Here is a 17,721-nt window from a genome sequence, read left to right on the forward strand (position 1 = left end):
CCGTAGTGGTCCCGCCAGCCCAGACGATCGTGACCTTCACCTGCTCGCTGGTGCCGAGCACGGTGACGGCGACCTTGTCGACGACCGCGCGAACGATCTCCTTGCGGTCCGCTGTCGTGGTGCTGCGCGCACGCCACAAACCCTCGATGTCGCCGGCCAGAGCCGTGAGGGTCTGCCGCTCGGCCGGAGTGAGGATGTGCGGGCTGCTGCGGGTGAAGCGGTCGTAGTCCTCGCGGAGTTGCTGCTGGGCGGCGAGTGCGTCCTCCCACTCCTTCTCCAGCTGGCGCACGACCAGGCGGTTCTCCGGTTCGGCGAGGTGGTGGCTGCGGCGGGCCCGGTCGGCGTCCTGCGCGGCGCGTTCCAGCCGCTGTGACCACAGCCGTTCCAGCTCGGCTCGCTCAGCCAGGACCTGGTCGGCCGCGTGCAGGGACACCTCGACGGCGGCGGGCGTGAGTGCCGCGAGGACCTGCTGCTCGACGAAGGCGTCCACGCAGGTGGAGTTGAGCAGCTGGCAGTTCTTCTCCGCGCCGTAGTTGGTCTTGTCCCGGGCGCACACGTATTCGGGCAGGGCCTTGCTGTGCTGGGTGTGGTAGCGCACGCTCATGCGCCGGTTGCAGCGTCCGCAGTGCACCAGCCCGGCCGCGAGGGCGGGGCCGCCCCGGACCGTGCCCATGGCTTCGGCGCGGGCGCGGTTGGCCGCCAGCTTCGCCTCGTTCGTCTCGAACTGGGTGACGGTGATGTAGGCGGGCAGGACGTTCGGGATCATCACATGCCATCCGTCCCGGGAGCGGACGACCCGTCCGGTGCTCGGCCGGGCCGGGTCCTGGCGGCGCGGGTCGATCCGGCGCCGCCCGTAGGCATAGATGCCGGCATAGGCGGGATTGTGCAGCAGGTTCTGCAACGTCATCCGGTTCGGCCTTCGCCATTCCAGGGTGCCCTTGTCCGGCCCCTCACGCAGCCGGATGCCTAACTGGATGTCATGGTCGACGAGATAGCGCAGGACACCGTGCAACGTGCCGAGCCGTTCGAACTGCGCGAAGATCACGCGAATCACGGTCTGCACCTGTTCGTCCGGGTCCAAAGTCACCTCCCCGGACGGGCGGCGGATGTAACCGCTGGGCAGAGGGAAGGCCAGCTCGCCTCGGCGGGCCTTGTTCAGGCGCCCGCTCCACATCCGTTGCTTGATCAGGTGAAGTTCGGCCTCGCTCATCGTGCCCTTGAGCCCCAGCAGCAGCCGGTCGTTGTACTCGGCCGGGTCGTAGACCCCGTCGGTGTCCGCCAGTACCGCACCCGACAGGGCACACAGCTGTCACCGATCAGCTGGTACCAGTCCCTGCCGGAGCGGGCCAGACGGGACATCTCGATCCCCAGCACGAGACCGACGTGGTCCAGCCCGATCTCGGTGACCAGCCGCTGGAAGCCGGTGCGGGCCACCGCACTCGACCCCGACTTGCCCAGGTCATCATCGATCACCAGGACCCGGTCCGCCTGCCAGCCCAGCGCGACCGCCCGGTCTACCAGGGCGTACTGCAACCGGGTCGACTCCTGGTGCTCGACGAGCTGCTGGCGGGTGGACTGGCGGACATAGATCACCGCGAGCCGCTGCAGGTGACGGTCGTCGATCTTGCTGCCAGGCCGCTCCCACGGCATCACCGAGGTCATCGCCGGTCCCGCTCACTCGCCGTCGCGGCGGCCGACAACGCGCGGCTCGCCAGCCGCACCAACTGCCCCACCACCGCCTGCCGGTTCGCCCCCGGCAGTGCTGCCCACACCTGCCCGTCCGGCACCACCGGAATCGTTCTCTGGGGCCGACGTCCCTGTCGTCTCGCATGACGACCTGTTCCCCTCGTCGCTCAGCCGGCCCCGCAACCGTCGGGCCACAACGACCAAGCGCTGCAGGCCCTCACGGCCGATTATCGGCGTCAGCCCGCTGCCTTGACTATCCATAAGCGCAGTGTGCTTGGACGATGGAGCGGTTCTTCGCCCACCTGATGCGCACCCGCCGCCTGGCACGCGACTACGAACGCCGCACCACCAGCGCCGAAGCGATGGTCTACTGGTCGATGATCTTGCTCATGACGCGCCGCCTGGCCCGGCCACACCCTGCGCGAGGGTGAACCGGCCCGGCGCGGGCTCGGCCAGCCAGCCCCGCGCGACCAGGCGTTTCGCCTTCGACCGCAGTGCCTCCACCCGCGCCGGCACCACGTCCATCCCGAACGAGACGGCCATCTCCTGGCAGGTCAGCGGCCCTTGATGGAGCCGGAGACGGTCCGCGAGCGCCTGCAGAATGCGCTGGTAATCCACCGACAGCACCGACCAGGCCAGCCCCTCACGCCACACCGGCACCTGCGACTTCGCCGCGGTCGGCGCCGACGATGTCTCCTCGGCCTGCCCCATGGCGGGCGCTGTCCCAACGGCCTGGGCGTGGCCTTGCCCGGGCTCGTCCACCGGGGCCAGCACCTCGCCGACCCGTGAGCGGGCGATGGCCCACTCCCGCCATTCCCGCTCGGCCACGGCCAGCTCGGCCTGGATGCGGTCGGCCTCCTCCCTCAGCCCATCCACGCGACGGCGGGCGGCGACCTCGCGCTGTTCCAGCAACCCCACGACCGTCGGCATCCACGACCTCCACCGAAGCGACGACACGCCACCACTCCCACGGGAACGCCCGCCCTATGCCCGACCAGCGAAAACGCCGACCTCAGGTTCGGTACGACAACAGCTACTGACACTCAATGACTTGGGATGTCTGCCGCGACCGGGGCGGCGCCTTTGCCGACGGCGCCCGCTCCGGAGCCCCCGATGCGGTCCAGGTCGCAGATCTCTGGCACATCTGGCACAACCTTGCCGAAGCGGTGAAGCACCTGGTCAGCAAGCACAGCGCCTGCCTGCGTGAGCCGGATCCCGACCCGGAATCGATTCCCGACGTCGTATGCCCGCCCATCTCGCACGCGGGCCGGCTGGCCGCCCGGGTCCGGCAGCACCACACCGCCGTTCATGAACTCCTCGACCAGGGCCTGAGTGTCCGGGCCGCGGCCCGCCGCCTGGAGCTGGCCCGCAACACCGTCCGGCGCTATGCCCGGGCCGCGACCTGGCAGGAACTGGCCACCGGCCGCTGGCAGAACCTCCCCAACACCCTGGACCCCTACAAGCCCTAACTCCACAGGCGCTGGAATGAAGGCCACACCAGCGGAGCCAAGCTCCACGCCGAACTCCGCGAACGCGGCTTCACCGGCTCCGGCAGACCCACGTCTGCAGCGGGATGCGCTCCTGATCGCGAATGCGGCGGAGTCACCGGTCCTGGGCCAGGACGACGAGCTCTGCGAACAAGCCCCCGGCGTCCACCAGGTCCTCGTACCTGCCCTGTTCGATCACTCGGCCGTTGTCCATGACAAGGATCCGGTCGGCGAGCCGTGCGTTCTCGAGCTGATGGGTGACGACGATCGTCATGCGCTCGGCGGCGATCCGCTTGATCTCCAGGAAGATTGCGTGCTCACCGCGGGCGTCCATCTGCGAGGTCGGCTCATCCAAGATCAGTAGCGGAGTCTGCCGGTACAACGCGCGGCCGCACACGAGTCGCTGCCACTGCCCTCCGGACAGTTCGGCGCCGCCCCACAGCTCCTTGGCGAGAAGGGTGTCGAGCTGCTGGGGCAGCTTCTCGATCGCTTCACGCATTCCGACGGCGTCGACGACGTCCCACACCGACTCGTCGCCGAATGTCTTCGGCTGGCCGAGGGTGATGTTCTCGCGGGTGCGTAGCGGCCAGCATGCGAAGCCCTGCGGGACGAGCGCGGTGCGCTTCCACACGGCATCAGGGTCGGCCTGGGCGAGATCTACGCTGTCCCACAGGACGCGGCCCTTGTCGGCAAGCAGGATGCCGGTGATGAGCTTGGCCAGGGTCGACTTGCCCGAGCCGTTCTCGCCGACGATGGCCAGGATCTCGCCGCGGCGCAGCGTCAGCGATACCCCCGCGACGGCCGGTTCCTCCTTGCCGGGGTACTGGTACACGACCTCGTCGAGGCGGATCTCATCCACGCGTTCCGGGATGGTCAATTCCCCGCGCTTGGGGGCGCGTTCACCGGCCATGTCGAGGAAGGACCGCATGTCGGCCAGATAGAGGGAGGTGTGGAACATAGCGGCGCCGTGGATGACGAACTGGGAGAGCGCGGCCAGTGTGGTCTGGACGGCGACCACGGCGGTGGCTGCGACGGGCAAGGCAACCCGGCCGGTGGTTGCCAGCCAGGCGAGGGTGGCCCAGGTGCCCAGCAGGAACACCCCGCCCAGGGCGCTGGTCGCCAGGACGATGCGTAGCATCCGCGGGGCGGCGGTCAAGGTGCGCTGGTCGATCCGGTCGGACAGGGCGCGGTACCAGTAGATGAGGTAGCCGGTCATGCCGTTCGCGCGGACCTCGTCGCCGTAGCGGGAGTAGGTGGCCCACCAGCGCATCATGGAGCGCACGTTGCGGTCGCCGACGTTGAGGTAGTGGGTCTCGTAGTCGACCCGCGCGGACAGTACGGCTCCGGCGCCGGCCGGGAGCACGGCCAGCATAAGCAGAGGCAGCATCAGCGGGTGCAGCGCCGTGATCACCCCACTCGCTGCGATCATGCGGGTCAGGGCGGACATGAACCGCTGGGCGTCCTGCACCATCATCCGGGTCCGGGTGACGCCGACTTCGGCGGCCTCCTGCCGGTCGGCGAATCCGTCCTCACCGTACGCGGATGACTCCACGCGGCACACGGCGGCGACGAGGGCAATGTCCGCTTCGGTCATCAGCAGAGGTGTGATCCGCCCGTCGGCGTACGAGGACAGGGCGCTGCTGATTCGGCCGATGCCCGCAGCCGTCGTCACCACGACCAGGGCGGGTAGTGCGGCGTGCAGGCGTTCGGAAACGGTGGCAGTGGCGAGGAGGTGGGTCATCGCCCGGGCGGTGAACGCGAGAACGACGGCGGCCGCGATGCCGGAGAGCAGTTGGCAGACGAGGAGCAGCACGACACCGGTCCTGTCGACAGCCCACGCCATCCGCGCGGTATGCCCGAGCACGGAGGGAAGGCGTTGGCACATCGCTCCGAAACTGGCATCTGCCAGCGGGTTCTTGCCGTACTTGCCCTCGAAGGTGATGGTGGCCGGGGGTGGAGGGGGAGGCGTCTCCTCGTTTGCAGTCGAGGCGTCAGTCACAGTCACCTGTATCCCTCCTCGGGGGTCGGTGCCGCACCAGGATGGCTCGGCGGTGCACGGCATAACGACGCGGCGCCGGAATCGAACATGCTCGATTCCGGACGCGCTGGGGGCCTTGAAAAACAAGGGGTCGAACGCCTGGACCCGTGATGGCGCCGTCCTCGAGCGGCAAGGATTGGCCGAATCGCCGACGCCTGAAACGCCTGTGACGAATGAAGTTTCCGGCGGTTGTTCGGCTCGTGGCGACCGTCGGGCGCAACCCGTGACCAAGATCATTCTTGCCTAATTGGGCAAGCCTGGTCCGGATGGGCAACGTTCTTCCGGATCGTGTGGTCGCTCGTACGCAGCGCCTTGGCGAGTGTGTCGCTCAACTCGCTGGGGAGCGACCCGGCTCCGAGTGCGCAGGCCTGGAGGAGAGCACGGCAGTCCTGCGCCTCTCGGTCTGCGGCGAGGGCGGTGAACATGGGGTGCGCCAGGGTCTCTCGGGCGGCGTAGCCATCGGTTGCCTTGATCGTCCGGCGGTACAGCTCCGCGACCACCGGGCGCGCGGCCGGGTCCTCGGGCGAAGCGACCACGTCCAGCACCGCGAGGCCGAGCCGCGTGTTGAAGACGGTCATGCCGTCCCCGTCTGGACGTTCGAGATAGGTGGTCACCAGGTTCTGCAGGGGGCGCCGCCACGCCAGGCCCGCTGCCCGGAGGAACAGGAGGGTTAGGCAGCCCGTGACGGCGTGCTCCCAGGGTTCCCCGGACTGCGTGGCGGCCAACAGGTTGTTGGCGCCGCGGGTGTTGCCTGTGGTGAGGGCGGCAAGGACGGCGACTTGGCGGCCGTCGAACATCCGCTGTCCGACGCCGCGGTGTGCCTCGATATGGGCGAGGGCTTCGGTCCAGCGTCCGGCAGCGGTCAGGGCTCGTGTCCCGTCGGCGAGGAGGACCCGCCACAGCCAGCCGCGGACCTCCTCACGGTCCTCGGCGTTCGCAGTGATGTCGGCTGGTACGGCGATGTCCTCCACCTGAGCTGGGGACTCGGTGCCGACAGCGTCGAGCAGTGCGAGGAGGCGTTGGCGACCGTCGTCGTGCTGCCCGGCGCGGATTTGGAGGCGCGCGAGGTTGACGACGGGTTCAAGGGCCCGGATTGCGGTCTTGCCGGTCAAGGGGGCGGCGTGCAGGTAGGCCGCAGCGTGCTGGTGGCACATCGTGCGGGCGGCGTCCGGGTCGCCTATGTCGGAGGCGATCAACGCGGCCTGGTTGTAGACGGTGGAGGCCACGCTCGCATCGTCCAGCTTCGCCGCGGTGTCGGCGAGTTCGGCCAGCGCGTGCACGCGCTGGGCCAGAGGGAGGCAGGCGGGACGGGGGCGTGCGACGAGCGGGAAGCGCTGGGCTACAGCGTCAGGGAGTTTCCACACCGTCCGCGGCGCTCCTCTCGGTGGGGTCCGGGCCGAAAATGACGGTCTTCGCGGCGGCCGTGAGGGCGGCCTGCATGGCGTGGGGCAGGCCGACCCGGTTCCAGGCGAAAAGCACGTGATGGGCCAGGACGTCACGCAGGCCGCGGTGAAGCTGCCCGGAATCCATCAGGTGGGCCAGTTCCCGTCCGGCATCGGTGTAGGCACGGGCCCATCCGGCGACATGGGCCAGCGGCCCGCCGACGCCCATCAGGTCTTCCCCGTTCACGGAGATCAGCCGGTGCACGGCAGCGTGCAGGCGGTCGCGGTTGGCCTGGTCGGTGTTGGGGGGTAGGCCGCGGTGGGCGCAGACACGTGCCCATACGTCGCCCTGCTCGTACCAGTCCAGCCCGGCGGAGCGCATCAGGAGGCTGCACAGCATGAGGGATGACTCGCGCCGGTGTTTGCCGGCGTCGCCTTGGAGGTGGTCAATCAGGCTGCGGCTGTCGCGGTGGAAGAGGCGGTGCGCGGATGTCATGGCTTCGGCGCCGCCGAAGGCGTGCACCTCGGGTTCGTAGATGATCTCCGTCCACCCTTTGATGTACCCGTCGGCGATCAGCGCGTCCAGGCCCTGGCCGATGCGGTCTTGCGCGTCGGCAGTAGGTAGGTAGCGCACGCGCCAGCACGGGCGTTTGCGGACCAGGAACCACGCTGTGAGCGCGCCTTCGTCTTCAACGGCGCGCAGGAGCGGGGCGAGTTGGGCCAGAGCGACTATCTCAGCGCGTTCCCAGTCCGGGAACGTGACGTTGGCCTGGCACCAGGTGGGTGGGTTCATGAGGCGGTCTCCGAGGTGTTCACGCCAGGGCGAGGAAGGTGTCCCAGTGGGGGGCAGGCGCGCTGCCCGTGCCCAGGGTGTGCAGGGCGAGGGCCGCTCCGGCGGCTCCGTCGAGGAGTTCCGGGTCGTGGTCGTTCTGGTCGAGAGCTGTGATCAGTCGGTCGGCCAGGCGCGGAAGCTCCGCGGTGATCTCGGTGTTGCCCGTCTCGGTGGCCATCCGCCATGCGGCGTGCAGCAGGCCAGCTGTGCCGTGGCACAGCCCGACCTCGGGGAGCTTGTCCAGTTGGTGCGGGTCACGCAGGGTCGCGAGGATCGCGTTCTCGGCCGCCTGAACGCGGGTCGGGTCGCGGAGGGCGAGTCCGGCCAACTGCTGGGCGCGGGCGGTGCCGCTGATGCCGTAGCACCAGGAGGGCTGGGGGCGAAGGTCGGGATGGACGTGCCCGTCGGTTGCCTGCTGCATAGAGATCAGGCCCGGCCACCACGGGCCATTCTCGTCCCATTGGCGCCACTGGTCGGTCCAGGCGCAGATCCGTTCGGCCGCGTCGGCCATGCCGGGTACGGCCAGGCCGTGCAGCAGTGCGAGGGACAGCACGGACAGCGTGGAGCCGATGCCGTGAGAGAGCCCGAAGTTCCCGTGCCCCTGGGGGTAGTCGGTGCTGGGTGCACCGGTGGGCGCGACGTTCATCCACCACGGCGGCAGATCGGCCGGATCGGGCAGAGGCTCGGTCAGGCGCACCAGATAGGACAGGACGTCTCGGGTGATCTCGTGGTGCGGTTGTCGGCTCAGGTGGTAGGCGCCCAGCCCGGACAGGCCCTGGATCAGGTCGAACTCTTTCATGGGGGGCCGCTCGTCACGGTCGATGCGCAGGTGGGCCTCAGCCAGGCGGGTCCGGGTGACGGTGAGCGTCGCCTCGTCCAAGCGCTCCAGAACACGCAGATAGCGGCTGGATGCGCTGGCCGCGCGGTGCGTGATGAACGCGAGGGCCGGAGCGCCGAAATACAGGTTCGCGTTGACCGCTGCGCTCACTTCGCCGTGCACGGCCGCGGCCAGCCACGTGTGCGCGGTGTCCCAGTCACCGCGGCCAGTCCGGGCGCGCTCGATGTGCAGCAGGGCGATGCCCGAGGCTCCTCCCGCGAGAGACTGCGGCCACGTGCGGGCGCCGTCCGGCCGGCCGCCGGGCCACACGGTGCGGGGGTCGGCCAGGGCCTGGGCCAGTTGGTCGGCGGTCGACAGCGTGGCGGAGGCGGGGGCTGACGCGGTCACGGTGTCCTCCTTGCTCGTGCTGTCCAGCTCAGGGCGGCAGCTCTGGCCAGATGCAGGTGTGCGCGTTCCTGGGGCAGTCCCGGCCCGCACATCCGGACGTGGTGGAGATGCAGCAGATCAGGGAGCAGGTCCTGGGCGTGCGTCTCCGAGTCCTCCAGCGCGCTGCGGTAGGCGACCAGTGCCACGCGGCGTGCGGACCAGCTCGTGGTGACGCGCGCGTCCAGGCCCGAAGGCGCGGCGTTCACCAGGTCGACGGCTTGGCGGTAGACGGCGCGGGGCGGCGCAGTCGTGCCCGTGCGGGTGTGCTCGATCAGCCAGCGCATTGCCGCGGGGTGATTGCCGAGCAGGCCGGTGGCGATGTCCACCATGCTCGCGGCGGTCATCGCGCGGAGGTCGGGCGCGTTCTTCCCGGCCTGTACGGCGAGTTGGGCCAGGGCGGCGGTCGTGTCGGCGGCGAAATACTCCTCGGCTGCGTCCATCGCCGCGGGGCCGCCGAAGCGCGCCGTCTCCGGATGGTAGGTCTCCAGGCTGGCGTGGGTGATCAGGCCGCTGCGCCGAAGCTGCCGGGTCCACTCGCCGATCTGCTCGATGGCAGAGCCGAGCGTGCCGGGCGCGCAGGTCAGACGGACGCGGAGGTGGTCCTCGGGGTCTTGGTAGCGCACGAACCACCAACGGGGTCCGCCCAGTTCTTCGAACAGGGTCGGCAGGTGCCGGGTCAGGAGGGAGTTCTGCCGGTCGCGATGCCCGTGGAGCTGGAGGTAGATGCGGTTGTCGCAGCCGGGCAGATGGCCGTGCTCGCGGCTGACGACGTGGACTGATCCTCGGACGGGGGCAACGGCCTGATCTGTGGCGACCAGGGGGATGACGACCTCGTGAGCGCGGCCGCCGGCCCATCCCAGATCCCCCGGCTTCGGCCCTGCGCGCAGCGTCACCTTGCCCTCGCGGTCCAGGTGGGTGCGCAGCAGGGCCCGGTGTGAGGGCTCCGTCAGGTCCAGGGCCATGCACTGGTCGGCCTCGCTCAGGTATACCCGCTCGGGCAGATGAACGTCACGGCGCCATTGGTTCAGGGCCTCGTCCCACTGCGGCCACGGTGCCGGCGCGGCGGGGAGGTCGTCGCTGGTGAGGAGCCAGCGGGCCGGGGACAGGATCGTGCGTCCGTAGCGCAGCGCAGGCAGAAACGGCAGGTTGGAGGCGGCAGTGCCCCACATGAATCCGGTGCATGGGACGGCCAGCGCGACGGGTGCCTCGGCCAGGAATCGGGCCAGCGGATGGGTGTGGTAGCCCAGGTCTACGGCGTTGAGCAGCAGCGTGTGCACCGGGCGGCGGCGGGAGAGCGAGACCAGGTGCAGCCGTTCGGCGTCGGCGGTCACCGCAAGGTCCGTGATGGGAATGAGGCTGGTGTCCGAGCCCTGGTAGTCGCCGAGCGAGATCACCAGATCGGTCACCTGCGGGGCACGCGCGACGTTCTCAGCGGGTACGGACAGCGGGGTGGAGCTGATCTGCGCAACGACGGCGCCTCGGTGCACTCCGGGCAGCCCGGCGTACACCTTGGTCATGCGGCGACGGTCCTCGGCGCCCAGCAGGCCCAGGAAGCGGCCGGTGGTCGTTCCGGCCGAGCGCGCCACCCCGACGACGTGCAGTGTGAACTCGCCCTGCTGCATGGCCGGACCGCTCGTGGCGTCGATGCGCACGGTCACCTCGGTGCTCGGCTGGACGGCGTGCCCGGGATCTGTGGTGGCCAGTTCCTCGATGGCGGCATCGTCGAGTTCGACTTCAAGGCGGCGCTGCATCCCGGCGGCGTGGGCGAGTTTGATGAGTCGGCTGTCACGGTCGGGCAGGGGGGAGGGCGCCGACGCGGAGGTGGACCCGAGGTAGCCGGGTGGGTATCCGAGCGCCTCGACGGCGTCCAGGACGGGGACGACCGCCCTTGTCCCGTACCGCTCAAGGAACCGGGTGTGCCACTCGGCCCATCCGGTCAGCGCTGCGCGGGGCGCGAGACGGGTGAGTGCCTTGGCCGCTGCTGCTGCCTCCTCGGCCACCGTTTCCGGGACGACCAGGTCCCAGTCCACCCGCAGATCGAGCGCGGTCTTGGGGGCCTCGCACAACTCTGCTGTCTCGTCGGGTGCGAGATGCTGCGTGTGTGTGAGGAGGGCCGCGAGTGGGTCGGTGACCGTCATCGCCGCGCCGAGGCCGGTGATCAGGAATCGTTGCCTGACAAGGCCGGCGAGCAGCTTCTCGATCGTGGTGAGCGGCGCGGTCGGGAAACTGGCGGAGAGCTTCGCGGCAAGGTCCCTCCACAGGATCGGTGTCCGTGCGCTGTCCAGGGCTTCGCGGATCGGTCCGGTCACGCGTATCTGCACGTGTACGGCAGCGCCGTCGCGCGTGCCGCGTGGGCGGTGCTCGATCACCACGTACCCGTCGCGCTCGACGATGAGGCTGGAGGCGAGCAGCATCAGATGGGGCCGCAGTCCGCTGTGTTCCTCGAACCGGTCGATGAGGGTCGTGGTCCATGCCGCGTCGGGTCTGGCGGATGCCTGGTGCCCGGTGCCCATGCGCAGCGCGGGGGCGGCGCCTATTCGCGCGGCCGCGACCCCGGCGAAGAGACCGAATGGGGTGGCGCGCGTGCGGGCCCGCAGCAGGTAGCGCAGCACGGAGAGCACTGTGCGGCGTACGGCGGGATCCGGCAGCGAGTGGCCGGCACAGACCTGGGTCACTCGATTCGCGAGGTCCGGGCTCGCGGCTTTGACGGCGGTTGCGAAGTCGGCCGTCTGCCAGGTCTGTTGCAGCCACGACCGCCACGACGTGCTGTTCGCTGACGGGCCGTTCAGGTCCGGCCAGACCATTTGACGGTCGGAGTTCAACGCGGCCGCTCGTATTACTGCTGCGTCAACGTAGCGATACACACACCCCTCCTGTGACTGCGCGGTGCCCGGCCGCGCCCATGGGGCAGGCGCGGCCGGGCACCGCGTTGAACGCGGTCTGGTGCTGTTACGGGCAGCTCGTGCACGCGGACTGGCACGTCGAGCCGCAGCCGTCGTTCGTCAGACGGATGAGCTGGTCCGCGGCGGGGCCGCCTTCGACGATCGTGATGTCCAGGTCGAAGTCAGCGGACTCCTGCTGTTCGGCGGCCGGCTGCGCGGGCGCGACCGGGTGCTCCAGTTGAACGGTCATGCATGCCTCCTTGGGGCAGTGGGCTGATGGTCCCGGGGCCCGGGAGTGGGCCCTGGAGTCTTAGTGCCAGGTCACCGTGACGATGCCGTGGCGCTTGAGCACGGTGTTCTGGGGTAGGGGGGACGGGGCGGTGCCCGGCAGGTACCTGATCGTTGCCGCTCCCCGACGGCGGTGGTCCTGGGCCCAGTGCCGGAGCAGATTCAGGTACTGGTCCGCGAGTGCTTCGGCTTGCGGCCCGTGGGCGACCACGCCGCTCTCGAAGCCGTCGGTGTCCTCGTTCTCACGGCGGGTGCGGTACGCGATGCTGTCCTCGCTGACCAGCGCCGGCACACCGAGCAGGGCCGATGCTTCCACGAGCCCGTTCTCGACGATGTCCCTGGACGCATGCAGCCGGGCCGGCCTCGACAGATGGAGCGTGAGGTACAGCTCCAGCTCGTCGGGCAGGTCGTAGGCCGCTCCCGACCAGAACTCCAGCCTGGGGGTGTCCAGGGCGCGATTCAGTGCCTCTGTGTTGAGCGGTACCCGCACGTCCTCGGTCTGCACGGCGACGCCGTCCCGCAGCAACGCCTTGCGTTCCTTTGCAGCTCCTTCGCCCTGCATGGGCACGAAGCGGGCCAGACGGTAGGAGTCGCTGACCAGACCCTCGCCGTCGCGGTCGAACGCGATCGAACGAGTCGTGCCGCGCACCGTCAGCGGGACGACGAGCCTGCCCTTCGCGGCAAGCTCACTGATCCACGACGGAGGGATGTCCCACGCGGCCGCGGTAACGATGATCCGGTCGTACGGTGCTCCATCGGGAACACCGGCCTCGCCGTCGGCAACTACGGTCTTCACCTGTCCGTACCCGGCGTCGTCCAAGCACAGACGGGCGCGGTCGACGATGTCACGGTCGATGTCGACCGTGGTGACCGCCCCGTCGCTGCCCACGAGTTCCTGGATGAGCGCGGCGTTGTATCCGCCGGAGCCGATCTCCAGGACCTTCATGCCGGGCTCGATGTCGGCCTGCTCCAGCATCACGCCCTGGAGGTGTGCGGCGGACATGACGCTGATGTCCAGGCCGAGCTCGTCCTTCTTGACCGGCACGGTGCGGTGAAGGTCGTAGGCGAGTTCCAGGGGCGCGTCCGGTGCGAACCGGTGCCGGGGCACTTTGGCGAAGGCAGCGGCGACAGGCTCGGACGTGATCGCGTCCTGGTCACGGAGTGCACGGACCATGTCCGCACGCAGCGCGTCTGGATCGTGAACGGTCGAGTCACCGATAGCAGTCATCCGATTACCTAATTCCTGTTGGGGTTTTGGGGCTTCCCGCCGGGCAGCCTCGGCCTGGGGTGGCGAAGAGCTAACCAGGGCGCCATACCTTGAGAACGGCTACGCACCGCCGGTCGGTGTGGCCGTCGGAGTTCGGCTGAAAAGCGGTCTGAGAGATCGTCACCGCCGTTCTCCTTCCTCTCGTTGAACCGGTCGTGTGGGGAGAAGCCCAGTGGGAGGAGGGGGCTCCTCCCCACACGTCTCGTCCGGCACCGAGCCGTATTCGCAGGTCCGGCTGCCGGGTTGTGCACCCGCCCGTTATCGGCGACCGTCACGCAACTGATGACGGGCGGGCAGTCTGTGGTCAGGGGCGTGCGCGCAGGGCCCCGGCGGCAGAAATGAGGTCATCCAGGTCGACGACGGTGACGCCTCGTAGCTCGCGCACGAGCTGCGAGGCCAGGAACAATGGGGTCAATCGCCGCTTTCTGTACGGCAGCGGGGTTCTTGCGGACTCGCTGTCGAACTCGACGGGCTCGGGTCGTCCGTCGGGGCCGGTGCGGTGGAGCGTCCCGATCACTCCGTACAGCCGCGGGAGCCTGACCCGGAGTGCCACGGCTCCGGCCCGCACAAGGTGTCCGCATTCCTCGACTGCGGCCTTCGCGTGCTCCAGACACAGGGGCGGCTGAGCTGTGAGGTGCCCCTCCCAGCTGTCCGTGGACCTATCGTCTTGCTGCGTGGCCAGGAACAGGTATCCCAGCTCGGTGCGGCTGGGCTGTTGCACGCACACCTGGCATCGCAGTTCTTCCATGCACTCCCGCTGCCGCGAAGGGTGCACGTCCTGCCACCGCGGTCTTCCGGTGAGCTCGTTGCCGTAGCGGGACTGGGAACAGCGTGCCCAGAGCACGCCTCGCTCGTCTCGGTCGCCCGGCCCTTCGTTCAGGTAGAACAATCCCTTACCGCCGGGCCGCAGGCTCAGGTTCGAAAGCGAGTCGGCCTGTTCGCCTTGGCGGGCGGTGATGTACGGCACGAGGTGACTGGCTGGGAGGGGCGTGCTGGTCATGGAGTTGCCTCCCTCGACGTAGCGCGCGTCATGAGGCGGTATCTCCCATCAGGTCGAGAATCGCGAGGATGGCCAGGGCGAGCCGTCGGAGGTGGCCCGGCGCGTCATCGGGGTGGGGGTGCTCGGCGCTCAGGTAGATCAGGCGCCGCATCTCGTCGACCGGGTACGGCTGCACGAGGAACGGAACGATCTCCACGAACGTGGTGGTCGCCTTGCGGAACCGCGCCGCGATGGCCGTGACCAGATGCGGGACAGGGTGGGCGTACTCGCCGAGTACAGCCTCCAGGTCGTTGTACAGCTGCTCGTCGATCGCCTCGCTGGCGAGGAAGCGGCGAAGGCCGTACAGGACCACACCCAGCGTCTCGTGATCGTTGGAGGCTCGCTGGCTCAGCAACCGCACGGCGACGTCAGCTGTCACTGCGACCATTACGATCTGCCATCGGGGATCGCAAGGGAGCACCACGTCATGGTGCCGTCGGGGCTCACGCCCCACTCCTTCGCGACGGCTGCGACGAGGAAGAGGCCGCGGCCGTTCTCGTCGGCCACGCCGGCGGAACGCATCCGGGCCGGAGTCGCGGTGCCGTCGGTCACTTCGATGCGAAGTTCATAGGCGGAGCGTCGCACCCTGAGTCCGACCGGTCTTCCCTTGCCATGCTTGATGGCGTTGGTGACCAACTCGGAGACGACGAGCGTGGCGTCGTCGGCCAGCATCGTCAGGTCCCAGTGACGCAGCTGGGCTCTTGTGATCCGTCTCATCTGCCCGGTGCGGTTGTCAGCCGGGAGGAAGTCGACCTCGAAGCCGCTCTCGACTGCCGGGTCCCAGGCTGAGGCAGCAAGGGCAACAGACCTGGTGGTCGTCATCGCTCCCGTGGCGAGAGTGATGGTTCGCTCCGTCATCATCCCGCCTCCGAGAGCAATAGTGTGGGGACGGAGGTGGGGGCGGGAACGAACCCCTGCGGCATGGGGAACAGTGGCTCACCAAGGGCACGCCAGAAGAGCCGATCGCCGGTGAAGGCACGTCGTGCATGCAGCCAGCGTTCGTTGTCCAGCAGGTAGCCCTGGCCGGGAGCCAGGGGGAGACGCGCCTGATGACGTACGGCTGCGGCCCGCAGTTGCGGGAGGTAGGGCTGAACGATCGGGTTCCAGCGCGCCAGCCCGTCGAACCGCAGACGAACGGACACCCTCAGATCGTCGTGCACGGTGAACACCTGTGTGGCGTGGCCGTCGCCGGCGCCGAAGAGCGCGGTGCGGGGTTGTGCCAGCGCAACTCCGGCGTCCCTTTCACGAGTGAAGAGGTCGGAATGCACGGACTGCCCGTCGGTGAGCAGGCATTCCCCACCGGTCACGGCAGCTTGCCCGCACACAAGGAGCATCAGACGGGGCGGATTGGGTGTGCCGGAGCGTTCAGTGTGCGGTTCGAGGGGGCCGTTGCCAAAGCCAGCAAAGCCCGCCCGATGCGGGTCGCGTCGGGTGTCGCGGGTGGTGAGGCCGTCCGGGTCACTGTCGCGGTGCGGCACCAGATTCATGATCCGGGTGGCAAAGGCGAGCACGGCAGTGCGCGAGGCGAGACCGTCGACAGTGACCAGGCCTGTGTCCCGCAGCCGCCCCGCGATCTGCTCTTCCGCTCCTGGCACGGTGAGGTCGATACGGTTGCGCACGAAGACGTCGGCGTACGGCTGATGAACTCGGCGCATCACGGATCTCCTTCGCGGCCATGTGGTGCTTCCACTGTTCGGCGCTGCTGGGTCGTGGGTAAAGCGACAGATTGTCGACTCGGGCAATTCGCCCACGCCCAACTCGCGGCAGGGGCCGCGTGCTACGTTCCGACCACCCCCGGCCGTACGTGCAATCCGAGGAGAGCGATGGCGTACACGCCCCCCACCTGGCCCGTCTCCGTAAAGGGCGTGGCCGTGGACAGCCGCCGACGCGTACTGCTGCTGAAGAACGAGCGCGAGGAATGGGAGCTGCCCGGAGGCCGACTCGAACCCTCCGATGGCACGCCGGAGTTGGCAGTGGAGAGGGAGATCGAGGAGGAGACCGGCTGGGCGGTCAAGGCCGGTCCTCTGCTGGACGTGTGGATCTACCAGCCCCTGCCTGTGACCATGCCGGACCGGCGAGTCGTGATCGTCACCTACGGCTGCAGCGTCCTCACCCCGGACAAGATCCCCGTGGTGAGTCACGAGCACAAGCAGCTCGGCATGTTCACCGCCAACAAAGTGCCCGGCCTGACCATGCCGGACGGATACAAGCAGTCCATCGCCGCCTGGTACGCACGGATGTGACCGACCATGGACAGCTCGATGGTGGCACGGCGCTCGCAACACACCCTGTGGCACTGGGCAACCCCACAGGCCGTGGCAGTCCTCGCCACCCGTGATCTCGGGGCCATCCTGAGCTTCCACCGCGCCGTGCACGGCATGAACCAGTCCGAACTCGGTCGGCTCCTCGGCTACGACAAGACGTACATCTCGCTCCTCGAACTGGGCAAACGGAGCCTCGAAGACATCGGCTCTTGCCGGTACATCGCCGAGGCCCTGCGTCTGCCCCTGCACGTCGTCGGCGTCACCGATCCCGCGGACACCGACCACCGCGCCATGCTCCAGTTCGGCGAGTCCACCGTCCGCCTCGCTGAGATCGCCCGGCAGTCCGGACACGCCTCCGAAGCCGTCGCCGAGCTCTGGCCCCTGGTCGCCCGGCTCGAAGCGCGCATGGAGGACGGGCACACGGAACGGGACGTCCTGCACCTCCTGGCACGAGCCCGTGTCGGCCTCGGCGTCGCCCTGGGCAACGTCCTGCCAGAGGAACGACTGAGCACCGCCGCCCGCTGGACCGCGAAGAGCATCGACATCGCCCGCTACTTCGGCGCCCCGTCCTTCACCTCTTACGTTCTGCGCATGCACGGCAACGAACTGCGCAAGGCCCGCCTCCACGGCGCCGCCGTCGACCGACTGCAGCACGCGGCTGCCCTTGCACCAGACCACGAGGCGAAAGCAGCAGTGCTGCCGCTCCTCGCTCGCGCGGCCGGCGCCCTTCGGAACCAGCCCCTGTTCGACGAGGCGATGAGGGAAACGAACCGGCTCCTCGACGAGACCGAACACACGTTGTTGTTCAACCCCTACGCCCTGCACGAGATCCGGTTGCGGGGGTTGATGGCCACTGGCAGGACCGACATCGCCATACAACTGGTCGAGCAGGGCAGTCCTGTGCCGACGACCACCGTCGCCCCGCAGTGGCGCGTGATCGAGCTCATCACCATGGCCCAGGTACGGCTGGCCGCCGACGACTGCGGCGGCGCCGCGCAGTCCCTGCACACCGCCGTCGACGAAGCTGTCCGCCAGCGCCTTCCCCACCAATTGCAGCGCATCGTGCGCGCGGCGCACCACCTGCTGCCGGAGATCAGAGAAGTCGCAGACCATGCCCTGGACCGGATTCGGCAAGAGATGGCCGCCTAACTTGATCTCGTCCCAGGGCAGCGCCGGCTGGCCTCGGTCGCCCGACTTGAGGAACGTGGTCATGGGCCCATGGCACCGCGCTACGAAGCCGTCTACCAGGGGAATCCAGAGGGGGAAAAATCTGTCAAGGGGGGAAACCCAGG

At 69.0% G+C, this 17,721-nt stretch carries 17 protein-coding genes and 1 pseudogene; 3 read left to right on the forward strand and 15 right to left on the reverse strand.

The window, feature by feature from the left end:
- Nucleotides 1-475 precede the first annotated feature (475 nt).
- From C4B68_RS42675 to C4B68_RS00365, 4 genes and pseudogenes are all read right to left on the reverse strand, one after another.
- A pseudogene (locus C4B68_RS42675) lies at nucleotides 476-1,210 on the reverse strand (recombinase family protein); the annotation flags it as partial.
- Nucleotides 1,207-1,662, reverse strand: a complete 456-nt coding sequence (locus tag C4B68_RS42335; RefSeq protein WP_206337050.1) for a recombinase family protein — start codon at nucleotides 1,660-1,662, stop codon at nucleotides 1,207-1,209. The gene C4B68_RS42335 and the pseudogene C4B68_RS42675, both read right to left, overlap by 4 nt.
- Complete coding sequence (locus C4B68_RS43990; protein ID WP_276311527.1) at nucleotides 1,659-1,787, reverse strand: hypothetical protein; 129 nt, start codon at nucleotides 1,785-1,787, stop codon at nucleotides 1,659-1,661. The genes C4B68_RS42335 and C4B68_RS43990 overlap by 4 nt, the downstream gene beginning before the upstream one ends.
- Nucleotides 1,788-2,073: 286 nt before the next feature.
- Nucleotides 2,074-2,616, reverse strand: coding sequence for a hypothetical protein (locus C4B68_RS00365; protein WP_099506678.1), 543 nt, complete (start codon nucleotides 2,614-2,616; stop codon nucleotides 2,074-2,076).
- A 116-nt stretch (nucleotides 2,617-2,732) separates the two neighbouring features.
- Between C4B68_RS00365 and C4B68_RS00370 the strand changes: the two genes are divergently transcribed.
- Nucleotides 2,733-3,155, forward strand: a complete 423-nt coding sequence (locus C4B68_RS00370; protein WP_099506679.1) for a hypothetical protein — start codon at nucleotides 2,733-2,735, stop codon at nucleotides 3,153-3,155.
- A 133-nt stretch (nucleotides 3,156-3,288) separates the two neighbouring features.
- Here the strand turns inward: C4B68_RS00370 and C4B68_RS00375 are convergent, their stop codons facing one another.
- The 11 genes from C4B68_RS00375 to C4B68_RS00425 form a co-directional block, all read right to left on the reverse strand.
- Nucleotides 3,289-5,172, reverse strand: coding sequence for an ATP-binding cassette domain-containing protein (locus C4B68_RS00375; protein WP_099506692.1), 1,884 nt, complete (start codon nucleotides 5,170-5,172; stop codon nucleotides 3,289-3,291).
- A gap of 272 nt (nucleotides 5,173-5,444) precedes the next feature.
- Entirely contained in the window at nucleotides 5,445-6,575 is a 1,131-nt protein-coding gene (locus C4B68_RS00380; RefSeq protein ID WP_099506680.1) for a hypothetical protein, read from the reverse strand.
- Nucleotides 6,559-7,386, reverse strand: a complete 828-nt coding sequence (locus C4B68_RS00385) for a thiopeptide-type bacteriocin biosynthesis protein (RefSeq protein ID WP_099506681.1) — start codon at nucleotides 7,384-7,386, stop codon at nucleotides 6,559-6,561. Before C4B68_RS00385 ends, C4B68_RS00380 begins: the two co-directional genes overlap by 17 nt.
- Before the next feature lie 19 nt (nucleotides 7,387-7,405).
- Nucleotides 7,406-8,650 (reverse strand): lanthionine synthetase C family protein, encoded by a 1,245-nt coding sequence (locus tag C4B68_RS00390; RefSeq protein WP_099506682.1) that lies wholly within the window; start codon nucleotides 8,648-8,650, stop codon nucleotides 7,406-7,408.
- Nucleotides 8,647-11,493, reverse strand: coding sequence for a lantibiotic dehydratase (locus C4B68_RS00395; RefSeq protein WP_240634092.1), 2,847 nt, complete (start codon nucleotides 11,491-11,493; stop codon nucleotides 8,647-8,649). The genes C4B68_RS00390 and C4B68_RS00395 overlap by 4 nt, the downstream gene beginning before the upstream one ends.
- A 145-nt stretch (nucleotides 11,494-11,638) precedes the next feature.
- Nucleotides 11,639-11,821 (reverse strand): FxLD family lanthipeptide, encoded by a 183-nt coding sequence (locus tag C4B68_RS00400; protein ID WP_099506684.1) that lies wholly within the window; start codon nucleotides 11,819-11,821, stop codon nucleotides 11,639-11,641.
- 60 nt (nucleotides 11,822-11,881) lie between these two features.
- Nucleotides 11,882-13,087, reverse strand: coding sequence for a methyltransferase, FxLD system (gene fxlM / locus C4B68_RS00405; RefSeq protein WP_099506685.1), 1,206 nt, complete (start codon nucleotides 13,085-13,087; stop codon nucleotides 11,882-11,884).
- 343 nt (nucleotides 13,088-13,430) lie between these two features.
- The gene (locus tag C4B68_RS00410; protein WP_240634093.1) at nucleotides 13,431-14,126 is read right to left on the reverse strand and encodes a hypothetical protein; all 696 of its coding nucleotides are present in this window, start codon (nucleotides 14,124-14,126) and stop codon (nucleotides 13,431-13,433) included.
- A gap of 28 nt (nucleotides 14,127-14,154) precedes the next feature.
- Nucleotides 14,155-14,553, reverse strand: coding sequence for a DUF6415 family natural product biosynthesis protein (locus C4B68_RS00415; protein WP_373682290.1), 399 nt, complete (start codon nucleotides 14,551-14,553; stop codon nucleotides 14,155-14,157).
- Nucleotides 14,553-15,023 (reverse strand): ATP-binding protein, encoded by a 471-nt coding sequence (locus C4B68_RS00420; protein ID WP_240634094.1) that lies wholly within the window; start codon nucleotides 15,021-15,023, stop codon nucleotides 14,553-14,555. The genes C4B68_RS00415 and C4B68_RS00420 overlap by 1 nt, the downstream gene beginning before the upstream one ends.
- Nucleotides 15,023-15,820, reverse strand: coding sequence for a TauD/TfdA family dioxygenase (locus C4B68_RS00425; protein ID WP_099506687.1), 798 nt, complete (start codon nucleotides 15,818-15,820; stop codon nucleotides 15,023-15,025). Before C4B68_RS00425 ends, C4B68_RS00420 begins: the two co-directional genes overlap by 1 nt.
- Nucleotides 15,821-15,988: 168 nt before the next feature.
- Between C4B68_RS00425 and C4B68_RS00430 the strand changes: the two genes are divergently transcribed.
- Nucleotides 15,989-16,408, forward strand: a complete 420-nt coding sequence (locus tag C4B68_RS00430; RefSeq protein ID WP_099506688.1) for an NUDIX hydrolase — start codon at nucleotides 15,989-15,991, stop codon at nucleotides 16,406-16,408.
- 6 nt (nucleotides 16,409-16,414) lie between these two features.
- Nucleotides 16,415-17,578, forward strand: coding sequence for a helix-turn-helix domain-containing protein (locus tag C4B68_RS42340; RefSeq protein WP_206337051.1), 1,164 nt, complete (start codon nucleotides 16,415-16,417; stop codon nucleotides 17,576-17,578).
- Nucleotides 17,579-17,721 lie beyond the last annotated feature (143 nt).

The sequence above is a fragment of the Streptomyces dengpaensis genome, assembly GCF_002946835.1.
Classification (GTDB): Bacteria; Actinomycetota; Actinomycetes; order Streptomycetales; family Streptomycetaceae; genus Streptomyces; species Streptomyces dengpaensis.